General features: G+C 65.1%; 8 protein-coding genes and 1 riboswitch. Of the genes, 1 reads left to right on the top strand and 7 read right to left on the bottom strand.

Going from position 1 to position 11,612, the window contains the following annotated elements; all coding sequences use genetic code 11:
* Positions 1-251: 251 nt before the first annotated feature.
* Positions 252-1,151 carry a VOC family protein gene (locus RF638_RS02875; protein ID WP_368629836.1) on the top strand — a complete coding sequence of 300 codons (900 nt, stop codon included), beginning with the start codon at positions 252-254 and terminating at the stop codon, positions 1,149-1,151.
* Positions 1,152-1,227: 76 nt separating this feature from the next.
* Here the strand turns inward: RF638_RS02875 and RF638_RS02870 are convergent, their stop codons facing one another.
* The 7 genes from RF638_RS02870 to RF638_RS02840 form a co-directional block, all read right to left on the bottom strand.
* Complete coding sequence (locus tag RF638_RS02870; RefSeq protein ID WP_259913097.1) at positions 1,228-2,628, bottom strand: LLM class flavin-dependent oxidoreductase; 1,401 nt, start codon at positions 2,626-2,628, stop codon at positions 1,228-1,230.
* 81 nt (positions 2,629-2,709) lie between these two features.
* Entirely contained in the window at positions 2,710-3,927 is a 1,218-nt protein-coding gene (locus tag RF638_RS02865) for an acyl-CoA dehydrogenase family protein (RefSeq protein ID WP_259913091.1), read from the bottom strand.
* Positions 3,924-5,285: an acyl-CoA dehydrogenase family protein gene (locus tag RF638_RS02860; protein ID WP_259913089.1), complete on the bottom strand. Its 1,362-nt coding sequence runs from the start codon at positions 5,283-5,285 to the stop codon at positions 3,924-3,926. Before RF638_RS02860 ends, RF638_RS02865 begins: the two co-directional genes overlap by 4 nt.
* A 2-nt stretch (positions 5,286-5,287) precedes the next feature.
* The gene (locus tag RF638_RS02855; protein ID WP_368841411.1) at positions 5,288-6,487 is read right to left on the bottom strand and encodes a cystathionine gamma-synthase; all 1,200 of its coding nucleotides are present in this window, start codon (positions 6,485-6,487) and stop codon (positions 5,288-5,290) included.
* A complete protein-coding gene (locus RF638_RS02850) occupies positions 6,474-7,850 on the bottom strand; it encodes an aminotransferase class I/II-fold pyridoxal phosphate-dependent enzyme (RefSeq protein ID WP_368841410.1) in 1,377 nt (458 codons plus the stop codon). Before RF638_RS02850 ends, RF638_RS02855 begins: the two co-directional genes overlap by 14 nt.
* On the bottom strand, positions 7,847-10,297 hold the full coding sequence (gene metE / locus RF638_RS02845; protein ID WP_368841409.1) for a 5-methyltetrahydropteroyltriglutamate--homocysteine S-methyltransferase: 2,451 nt from the start codon (positions 10,295-10,297) through the stop codon (positions 7,847-7,849). The genes RF638_RS02850 and metE overlap by 4 nt, the downstream gene beginning before the upstream one ends.
* 131 nt (positions 10,298-10,428) lie before the next feature.
* Entirely contained in the window at positions 10,429-11,424 is a 996-nt protein-coding gene (locus tag RF638_RS02840) for a methylenetetrahydrofolate reductase (RefSeq protein WP_368841408.1), read from the bottom strand.
* A gap of 42 nt (positions 11,425-11,466) precedes the next feature.
* A riboswitch (SAM riboswitch) is annotated at positions 11,467-11,584 on the bottom strand.
* Between the last annotated feature and the right edge of the window lie 28 nt (positions 11,585-11,612).

The following is an 11,612-nucleotide window of genomic DNA, read 5'->3' as shown; positions in this document are numbered from 1 at the left end:
AACACTGTAACCAGACTGCGGATCTTCAACAAGCCGCATAACCCCGTGTCCACCATCCGGGGTCAAGGCCAGCCTCTACCCAGACCCCACAACACGCGCTCCGAAACGCCCCCACGCACCCGGCTACCCATGCTCATCTGTGAAGGGCCCCATTTGTCCGTTGCCCATGCAGTAGAGGGGGCGGATACTGGGACGCATCGCCCAGCTGACCGTCATCCTCTCGGTGAGCCACGGGCTCCAAGGAGGATCCCATGCAAAAGATCGTGCCCAACCTTTGGTTCCAGGGCAACGCGGCCGAGGGCGTCGAGTTCTACGAACACGCTCTCCCGAACAGCCGCGTTGTCGAAACATCTAATTACCCGACGGAAGGACTCCTCGAATTCCAGAAGCCCCTGGCCGGCGAGCTCCTGACGGCTGTCCTCGAGATTGACGGCTACCTAGTGGTCCTAATCAATGCGGGCGAAGAGTTCAAGCCGAATCCAGCGATCTCATTCCTCGTAAATTTCGACCCGTCACGCGACGACGACGTGAAGGCGACCTTGAAGGGCGTGTGGGATCGGTTGTCTCAGGGTGGCACCATTCTGATGCCGCTGGACAACTACCCGTTCAGTGAGTACTACGGGTGGTTGCAGGACCGCTACGGGGTGAGCTGGCAACTCATGCTTACCAATCCCGAGGGCGAACCGCGGCCCTTCATCACGCCGTCCTTAATGTTCGGTGGCAAGGCCCAGAACCGCGCCAACGAGGCCGTTAACTATTACATCGCGACGTTCAATGACTCGGCGCTCGGTAACTTTGTACCCTACGACCAGCAAAATGGCCCCGCGAATGCTGGCAGCGTCATGTATTCGGACTTCACGCTGGAGGGCCAATGGTTCTCGGCAATGGACTCCGGGGTGGAACAGGACTTCACCTTCACGCCCGGAGTTTCGCTCATGGTCAACTGCAAAGATCAGCAGGAGATCGACCGGTTGTGGGAGGCGCTGTCCGTGGTCCCTGAGGCCGAGCAATGCGGTTGGTGCATGGACCAGTTCGGGGTGAGCTGGCAGATTGCGCCGGAGGGTATGGAGGAGCTGATGAAACAACCCGGGGCATTCGAGCGCATGCTGGAGATGAAGAAGCTGGACATTGACGGACTGCGAGGTTCTTAGCCGTCCCCTTGCTCCATAAAGACAGAAGTAGGATCCGCCCACCCGCAGAACAGGTGGGCGGACCTTCGTAAAACTGCTAGTTGGTGGCCCTGGTCAACTGTGATTCGCGGTCTTGTTCCGAGTGGGCGAACGCTCCGCGGTATTTCGCTGCTGGGTGAGTGTCCGGCAGCCGGTCGTGGCCGAACAGTTTCTTCCGCAGTGTCCCCGGTGCGTATTCGGACTGGGCCAAGCCCCGCTCGCGCAGTACAGGCATCACATGATCGGCGAAGTCCTGGAACGAGTCGGGGATGACCCAGTTCATGACGTTGATGCCGTCCACTCCGATCTCCTGCCACCGTTCGAGCTCGTCGGCGATCTGTTCAGGGGTGCCCACCACGCGATTGGCCTTCGCGCGATTCCACGCCAGATCCGAAACCAATGGCTCGCGATCCGTGATTTCCTTCTTGGCGAGTTCAAGGAATCCACGGACGGTGTTGGTCTCCACCTCGGACAGCGGAGTCTCAGGCGGATAGACGCGGCCATCTCGATCGACGACCGCAGCGTGAGCCGCGTAGCCCTCCAACGAGACGTTCTCGTCGATGATCTTCTCTTTCGCCCGGGCCTCTTCCTCTGTCGAGCCGATCACGAAACTCATCCCCTGGAAGAAGGCGATGTCGTCGGCATCCCGCCCGAAGCTGACTGCCCGGCGTCGGGTGTCCTTAATCAGGTCCTCCGCGGTGCGGATGGAGGGGGCAATGATGAAGGTGGCTTCCGCATTCCGAGCGGCGAAATCACGGCCCGATGTTGACGATCCTGCCTGATACAGCACCGGCGTGCGCTGGGGTGACGGCGCGGAAAGCAACGGCCCCTCGACCTGGTACCGCTTCCCTTCGTGGTAGATCTTGTGCACCTTGGCGTAGTCCGAAAAACGGAAGTTCTCACGGTCTTTCAGAATCGCGTCATCGTCCCAAGAACCCTCGAGAAGCTTGTAGAGCACATCAACGTACTCATCCGCCCAGGCATAGCGTTCGGCATGGTCGGTGAGCTGCGGCAGTCCGAAGTTGCGAGCGCCATTGTCCTGGGTTCCGGTGACGATGTTCCAGGCGATACGGCCGTTGGAGATGTGATCGAGCGTGGCCATTTGCCGAGCGAACTGGAGCGGATGCGACTGAAAAACATTGGATGTGGTGGCCAGGCCGATGTTCTCGGTCACCACCGCCAAGGCTCCCAGCAGTACGGTGGGATCGTTGGACGGGATCTGCAGACCCTGCCTCACGTATTCCTCGTAGGAGGAATCGGCATCACCGTAATGACCGACCACGTCCGCGAAGAACATGGCGTCGAACTTGGCGTCTTCGAGGATCCGAGCCAGGTTGATCCACGTATTCACATCGGTGAACTCCGTCTGCTGTGCCTCGGGTCGTTGCCACTGGCCGTGATGGATGTGGCTGTTGGTGTTCATCACAAACGCGTTGAAGCGCAGGGGTGTGCGGGTCATAGAGCAGTTCCTCTCGAGGGTGAGCGGCGATGTAGAACGGTGCGGTATCTACCGCAGTCCAGGAACAGGCGCGTTTGGGGACTAGGCAGTGCTGCCCACTCGGTAATGCCGTCCGGGGCCGGTCCCGTTCACGAACCAGTCACCGATATAGCGAGCGCGATAAATCAACGGATTATGGTTGGCAAGCACTCGTGCGTTGCGCCAGTGTCGGTCGAGTCTCTTGGTCTCACTTGTCGCAGAGGCTCCGCCCACCTCGAACAGGTGGGTCGCGGCGTCGAGCACGTTCTTGGCGATCACTTGCTGTGCGGAGTACACGGCCACGTAGAGCTCATCCGACTCGTCCTCGGTGATCTCCTGGCCGGCCTCATCTTTCGCGAGTAAGCGGCCCAACAACGGCACCACGGCATCGAACGCTGCCTGGGCGGCGAAGACCGAGCTGGCCACTTCGCCCACGGTCTGCAGAACCTGCGGGTCCTCGCGCGGTAGTCCTGCCCCGCCGTGGCTGAAGGAACGACGCCGCCCGCGCACGTACTCGGATACGTCCCGACGGATGGCTCTACCGATTCCGGTGAGCGTGGCCAGGTGCAGGTATTGCCAGGCCGCCTGTCCGGTGGCCAGTCGGCCGCCATTGTCGAGTCCCGGCCCTACCTCAGCGGGGTCGACCAGCACATTGTCGAACGTGGTGGTCCCGGACGCGGTGAGCTTCTGCCCGAAGCCGTCCCAGTCGTCGACCATGGTGACACCGGGGGCAATGGAAGCGACCGCGAGCCCCAGGTCATTGCCGTCCTCGTCCACCGCAGCCACCAGAATCCAATCCGCATACAGCGAGCCGGTGGAGTAGAACTTGGTGCCCGAGAGCCGCAGTTCCCCATTGGGCAGGGTGGACAGCACAGTGGTCGAGGCGCCCACCGCGTTGTTGATCTCCGTGACCGCATTGCCCACGATCGCCCCGGACCCGATTCGACCCAACCACAACGAGCGATACTCAGGATCCGGATGGCTCAGTACTCCCTCGATGAAAATGGTGTGTGCTCGCAGGGCTTGGGCCAGGTTGGAATCGGCTTCACCCAACCCCACGATGAACGGCGCGGTCTCCCCGAAGGCCAGCCCGATTCCGCCGAATTCCTCGGGCACGCGCAACCGCGTGTAGCCGGCATCGCGCAGGGCGGTCACCGCCTCGTGGTCGATGAGTCGGTCGGCTTCTCGCTGGGCAGCTCCGTGGGCAATTTGCGCGAAGACGGGCTCCAACCGGGAGCGCACGTCAGTCACGCGAGAGGTTTCGTCAAGAGTCACGGTCACTTGTTCTCACCTTCCGAGGGAGCAGAGGAGGGATCGGAATTGCGCACGCGCGCCGACAGCGGCGGCACGGTGCCGTTGATGCGGTAATCGCCAATCGACTTCAGCCGGTAATTGCCGGGCGTGTGGCTCGCAAGAACTCGAGCATTGCGCCAGTGCCGGTCCAGTTGCTTGTCGGCCAGTAACGACGACGCCCCGCCCGTTTCGAACAACAGGTTGGCCGCGTCCAGGGAAAGATCTGCCGCAGCCACAGAGGCTTCGGACGCCGACACGGAAGCAGCCGAGTACGCATCCAGAAACGTGGGTTCGTCCAAGGAGCGAACATCGCGAGTGGTCTCGAGTGCAGCCTCCAGTTCGCGGGCCGCGCCCATCACAATGTGGCGGGCGGCAGAGGCCTTGGCGGAAATCGAACCCACGACGTTCTGCACCAGGGGATCCTGAGAGGGCAGTTCGGCGGTGCCGTGCACGTAGGTGCGGCGTCGCGCGGCAACGTACGCGGCGGCGTCGTTCATCGCGGCGCGAGCGATACCGGCGTGGGTTGCGGCCAGGATCAACCACAGGAACGGAAATCCGAGCGGGCCGGTGGGAACAGCGAGCGTCATGGCGCGTTCCGCGTTCACTACGGCGTGGTGGAACTTGGTGGTGCCGGAGGCGGTGAGCTTCTGCCCAATACCGTTCCAGTCATCGATCAGTTCCACCTCCGGGTCGCGGGTATCCACCACCACGTAGGTGTCGTCCTCGGAGCCAGGTTGCTTGCCGAGGACCAAGATGTAATCCGCGAACAACGACCCGGTGGAGTAGAACTTGTCACCGGTGACGGTCGCACCGCGGGACACATCGCCGTCGCGGGGAGTGATCACGACCGGTCGCGCTCCCGTGGCCGGCGGTAGCTCCACCAGGGCATTGGCGAAGAGCCTGCCCGCGGCCACTTCCGACAGCCACCAGTCCGAGACCTCGCCCTGCGACTGGTGCTGGTGGATCTCGGTGAACATGAAGTGGCCGTGCAGCGCCTGAGGCAGGTTGGAATCCGCGGCTGCCAGGTCGATCAGCAGATCCAGTAGCTGGTCAAGGCTCGCTCCGAATCCACCCAATTTGCGAGGTAACCTCACCTTGGTGAAGCCGGACTCGCACAGGAGTTCGACGGCGCCGTGGGCCAATTCCCGATTCTGCTCACGTTCCAGCGCACCCTGGGCGATCTGCTCGAAGACCGGGGCGAAGTGAGCCCTTAAGTCGTGAATCGTGGGCGGCTCCGAGAACTCTCCCGCGCCGTCGGCGAGACCAGGAGAAGTTGCCGTGTCCGCGGAAATTGGGCGATCGGAGGTGGAAACCGCCGTTGTTGTGCCGATTGCGGAAGCCGCCATGCTTACCCCTCCCGCTGCGCCGCAGCCAGCGCCTGATCCAGATCCGCCAGGTGATCCTGGAGGTCCTCGATCCCCACGGACAGGCGCACCAGGTCCTTGGGGACCTCGTGCGGGGTGCCGACCCGGGAACCGTGGGTCATGTTGTGGGGTACGCAGGTTAGTGACTCCACGCCACCCAGGCTCACGGACAGGTTGTACAGCCGGGTGGACTTCACGAACGTGTGGGCCGCGGCCTCGCCACCGCGGGGCCGGAACGAGATGATCCCGCCGTAGCCACCGTTCAGGGTCAGCGTGGCCAGGTCGTGGCCGGGGTGTTCTTCGAGCCCGGGGTAGAAGACGTCCACCACGTCCTCGCGGGAACGCAACCAGCGAGCGATCTCCAACGCATTGGAGCAGTGACGCTCCATGCGCAACGGCAGGGTCTTCAGACCGCGGGCCGCCAGGAAAGAGTCGAAAGGCCCGGCCACGGCGCCACCGGCGAACTGTTGGAAACCAATCAATTCGCTCAACGGCTGGCCGTTCCACTCGGTGTTCCCCACCACCACGGCGCCACCCAACACGTCCGAGTGGCCACCGATGTACTTGGTGGTCGAATGCACCACCGCATGAGCCCCCAGGGTCAGCGGGTTTTGCAGAGCGGGGGAGGCAAAGGTGTTGTCGACAACCAAAAGCGCTCCGGCGGCGTCGGCGACCTGCGCCCACGCGGCGATGTCCGCAATGCGAAGCAGCGGGTTGGACGGAGTTTCCAGCCACAGCACCTTGGTCTCGCCGGCGCGAACGGTCGCGGCGGCGGCGTCGGCGGAGGCGGAGGGCACAAAGCTGTGCGTGACGCCCCACTTGGAGAGCACCTGATCGACCAGGCGGAACGTACCCCCGTAGACGTCCGCGGCCAACACGATGTGATCGCCGGGCTGGAGGACCGAGCGCAGCAGGGCGTCCTCGGCGGCCATTCCGGAGGCGAACGCGAAGGCACGGGTGCCGCGCTCCACGGCCGCGAGCTGCTCCTCGAAACCGCTACGCGTGGGGTTGGAACCGCGGCTGTACTCGTAGCCGCCGGTGCGGAACTCGTTGACGCCGTCCTGCACGAACGTGGAGGTCTGGTAGATCGGCGGGACCACCGCGCCGGTGGTCGCGTCGGGCTCCTGGCCGGCGTGAATGGCGCGGGTGGCCAGGCCGGGCAGGGAGAAATCAGTGATGGTCATGAACGGAATCCTTCGGCTGGTAGTGGGAATCGCGGTGTGCCTCACGAGCATGTAGCGGGGCAGGATCGGCAGCGGTTTCCCGCGCGGACGGTGCTTCGGGGGCGTCCGCAATCACGGACAGGGCCTGGAACAGGTCAGCGGTGATATCCGCGACGTCCTCGAGACCCACGGTGAAGCGCAGGGTCTGCTCGGTGATCCCGCTGGCCTCGAACTGCTCGGGTGTCAGGCGGCAGTGCGTCATGCTCGCGGGGTGGGCCACCAGGGTGCGCACGTCACCGATGTTGGCGGCGAGCTTGATGAGGCGTAGCGAGTTCACAACAGCTTCGACCTGCTCGGGCGTGCCGTTGAGGTCCACGGAGAACACGCCGCCGGCACCTCGATAGCCGCCCCGCTCGTAGAGTTCTTCCTGCCGCGCGCCACCGAACTGCGGGTGATGCACGCGGGCCACAGCGGGGTGCCGGTTGAGGGTCGTGGCCAACGACGCCGCCGTGGCCGACTGCCGCTCCACCCGCACACCCAACGTGGAGATTCCCTGCAGGATCTCGTGTGCGGTAATGGCGGTCATGCACGGGCCCAGATCGTTGAGGTACTTGCAACGGGCCACACCCAACAGCGCTCGCTTTGCGCCGTAGACCTCCACGGGGGAGCGGTCGCCCCAGCGGGGATGCGGAGTGGTCAACCAGGGCCAACGCTTCGGATCCTGGGTGGGGTCGAAATTGCCGGTGTCCACCAACAGCCCGCCCAGGGGACCCCCGTGACCCGAGAGGTACTTGGTGGCCGAGTGGATGACCAGGTCCGCACCGTGCTCACCGGGGGTGAACAGATGCGGGGTGGCCACGGTGTTGTCCACGACCACTACGGCACCGTTGCGGTGGGCGATTTCCGCGATGGCGTCCAACTCCGGAAGGTCCGCGAGCGGGTTGGCGATCGACTCCAGGAAGAACACCCGGGTCTCCGGCGTGACCGCGGCTTCCCATTGCTCCGGGTACCGCGGATCCGCGAACGTCACGGTCAATCCGGTCTCGGCCAGGGTGTCCGTGAGCAGATCCACGGTGCCGCCGTACAGGTGCGACGACGCCACCACGTGCCCGTTGACCGGCCCGGTCAGCGCGAGCAACGCCAGGGTCACCGCGGCCTGACCGGACGAGGTGGCCACGGCGCACTCGGCCCGTTCCAGCTTGGTCACCGCGCTCTCCAGCGCCGTGACGTTCGGGTTGCCGGTGCGAGCGTAGGTGTAGCCGGCAGCGCGTTGCGCGAAGACCGCGCGAGCATCTGCCAGGGTATTGAACGCGTACGCCGCACTGTGATGGATGGGCGCCACAATGGGGCTACCCAGGGGTGCGGGTTTGGTCTGCTCGGTCACAGGAGGCTCCCTTCGGATGCGCGAGCGAGGGTCTCGGCGGGGGTGGGTTGGGCGGCGGTGGGTGCGGACGCGGCGTCGTCGTGGGTGGAATCATTGGCCAGCTCGGCACGCACGGTGACGGCGGCGGCCACGAGGCGATCGAGGGCGGCCTCGGTCTCGGGCCAGCCGCGGGTCTTCAAGCCGCAGTCGGGATTGACCCACACGCGGTCTGCCCCGATTTCCTGGGCGGCGTGGCGCACGCGCTGGGCGACCTCGTCGAAGGTGGGCACGCGCGGGGAGTGGATGTCCCACACGCCGGGGCCCACGTCACGCGGGAAGTCGCCGGCGGCCAGACCGTCCACGATGCCCGAACCCGAACGCGAGGCCTCCAGCGTGGTGACGTCAGCGTCCAGGCCGTCGATCGCGTCCAGCACGGTCTCGAACTCGGAGTAGCACAGGTGGGTGTGGATCTGGGTTGCGGTCTGCGCACCACCGGTGGCCAGGCGGAACGAACCGACGGACCAATCCAGGTAGTCCGGGCGGTCGGCCAACTTGAGTGGCAACAGCTCGCGCAGCGCGGGCTCGTCCACCTGGATGACGGCGGTTCCCGCGGCCTCAAGATCCGTGATTTCATCGCGCAGAGCCAGAGCGACCTGGTCGGCGACCTCGCGGGCCGGGGCGTCGTCGCGCACGAAGGACCACGCCAGGATGGTGACCGGGCCGGTCAACATGCCCTTGACCGGGCGGTCCGTCAGCGATGCCGCGTAACCAGTCCAGTCCACCGTGATGGGGGCCGGGCGGGAGACGTCGCCGAACAGGATCGATGGACGCGTGCAGCGCGAACCGTAGGACTGCACCCAACCGTGCTGAGTGGTGACAAAGCCATCCAGCCCTTCGGCGAAGTACTGCACCATGTCATTGCGCTCGGGTTCGCCGTGCACCAACACGTCCAGTCCGAGCTCCTCCTGCTTGCGCACGGTCTGGGCAATTTCGGCCCGGATCTTCTCGGTGTACTCGGCCTGGTCGATGCGGCCGGCGCGGACAGCAGCGCGCGTGGTGCGGATACCGGGAGTCTGCGGGAACGAACCAATGGTCGTGGTCGGCAGCGGCGGCAGGTTCAGGCGCTGAGCCTGCGCGGTGCGGCGCTCGTCCGCGGCTGCGCGCTCGCGGTCCTGCTGCTTGACGGCCGCGGTGCGGGCGCGCACTTCCTGGCGGTTGGTGGCCGGGTGCGCTGCACGGCGGGAGCGAATCTGCGCATCCTTGCCGAGTTCCTGCGCCACGGTGGACCAACCTTCGGTCAGCCCGCGGGACAGCGTCACGACCTCCGCGACCTTCTGGTCCGCGAACGCGACCCATTCCTTGACGTCCGGGTCGAGGGCGGTTTCACGCTGCACATCGTGCGGGACGTGCAGCAACGGGGTCGCCGTGCCCACGGTAATGCGGCCCGCGGCTGCCTCTTTGAGGCGGTCCAGTGTTTCCGAGGCTTTCTCCAGATCAGTGCGCCACACAGTACGACCGCCGACGACGCCGCCCACCAGCGGTCGCTCGCCCCACGCCTCGAGTGCGGCCCCACCGGGTTCACTGCCGCGGTCCAGGTCGATGGCGAGGGCCTCGATGTCGGTCGCGGCAAGGGCGAGTTGGGCGTCCTCACCCGCATCCCCGTAACCGACAGCAACCAGAATGTCGGGGCGGTTGGAGGGGAAGCTCAGACGGGTGTAGGCCTTGGCCAGCGCCTCGATGATGGTTTCGCGGGGAACGTCCCAGCCTTCGGCGGCCAGGGCGTGCTCGTCCAATTCGACCCATGGGATGCCCGCATCCTTGAGCGCGGTGAGCAACTGAATGTAGAGGTCGACCACGTCATTGAGACGGTCAAACGGCTGGGTGCCCGGTGCATCCGTGGTTTCCGGGCGGGCCAGCAGCAAGAGGGTCACGGGTCCCACGAGTACCGGGCGAGTGATGGCGCCGGTGGTCTCACGGGCGGTCACGAACCGTTCGATCAGGCTTTCCGGGTGCGCGGACAGCGGGGTGTCCGGGCCGATCTCGGGAACGTAGTAGTGGTAGTTGGTGTCGAACCATTTGGTCATCTCCAACGGTTCCAGGTGATCGGTTCCGCGGGACAGCGCGGTGGTCAGCTCAATGCCCTGCGGGGTGTCCGGGGCTGCGGGGCGGAAACCGTCCGCGCGGAACCGGGCCGGAACCGCGCCCAGGGCAAGGGCGGTGTCCAGGGTCTGGTCCACCGCGAACGTGTCGGAGGGGATCGAAGCGTCGTCGGTGAGACCGAGGCCGCTGAGGTGGCGAACGGTGCGCTCGCGCAGTTGGGTCAGAGTGTCCAGAACGGACTGGGCGGGGTTCTCGGCGGGCTTGGACCAGTAGGCCTCAAGCGCCTTCTTGAGTTCACGATCGGGGCCGATCCGGGGGTAGCCCAGGATGGTCGCGGCGGGGAACGAAGTCTTGGAAACGGCAGTCATTCGGGGTGCTCCTGAGGATAAAAGGGTGTGTTGTGGGAAGCCACGGTCACTGAGACCGTTGCCAAAAGGTTCTGTCGGAAGGGAAGTGCGGGCGCTGTCGTGACCGTGGTACGGCCACTGACGTGCGGCGGTCAGGCCGCGGTGATACCCCCGCGAAATTGTCGGGCGGCATCGCGCACCCGGAGATGATCGAGGATGGCTAAAGGCGCATCCGGGCGGTTGAAAGTGAACAAATGCAGACCGGGGCAGCCGAAATCCAATAGCTCGTCGATCAGCGTGAGCGTTGCCGCGATGCCCCTGCGGCGTAGCTCGGCTGGGCTCTCGGTGTTCAGGAAGCTGGTGATCCGTTCGGGGATCGGAACTCCGGTCAGCTCGGTCATGCGGCCCAAACGCTTGATGTCAGTCAGTGGAACCAGGCCGGCAATGATGGGCAGGTGGATGCCTTCCGAGCGCGCACGCTCCAGGAACCTCACATAGTCCTGAGCGTCGTAGAGCACCTGGGTGATCGCGTAATCCGCCCCGGCTTCTTGCTTGTCCCACAGCGCAGCGAGGTCCGCTTCGAAATCGCGGCCCTTCGCTGCCACCGGATAGCAGGCCACCGAAACCGAGACCGGACGCTTGCCGGGGCGCTCGCAGGCACCGAACTTTCGTTCCTCGACCTCGCGGATCAACTCGACCAGTTGCGATGCGCGATCGAAGCCACCCGGATGAGTCACCCACTCACCGCCGCCCACGGGCGGATCGCCACGCAAGGCGAGAAGGTCGCGGACGCCGTCGTCGAGCAAATCTTCGACGGCGCGATCCAGACCCGCGCGATCGGTGCCACCGCACGTGAGGTGGGCCACCGCAGGGGTCTTGGTCTGCTTGAGCAAGTGCCGCAGCGTCTCGCGGGAGACACCGTTGGTGCCGGAGTGACCGTGGGTGACCGAGAAGAAATCGGGACCGGCGGAGGCCATCGCGTCGATGTTGCGCCACACGGCTTCCGGATCGCGCGTGGGGTGCGGCGGGAACACCTCGAACGAGATCAAAGACTCGCGGCGCGGCCTGCGCACCAACCACGACGTTCCCGTGGGTGGCCCCGTGGCGACGGTCTGCTCCGAGACCTGGGGTGTGGACAGGGCGGGCATAAAAATACCTCCGGCGGTTCGGGACGCCGGAGGTTTCTCCGTGCGCCGTACTTGCTCGCCGTGCGGGTGCGCGGCGGCCGGATCGTCATCTGGGGCACCCCGCTACGTGCTGGAGGGTTGCCGCCCGGTTAGCCAGAGCTTTACACCGGGACTCATGATCCTTGTTGCGAGAGACATTAGCACAAAGT

Origin of the sequence: Kocuria sp. CPCC 205235, assembly GCF_040980905.1 — a bacterium.
Classification (GTDB): Bacteria; Actinomycetota; Actinomycetes; order Actinomycetales; family Micrococcaceae; genus Kocuria; species Kocuria carniphila.
The sequence above is the reverse complement of the archived record's forward strand: the minus strand, read 5'-3'. Positions and strand labels throughout refer to the sequence as shown.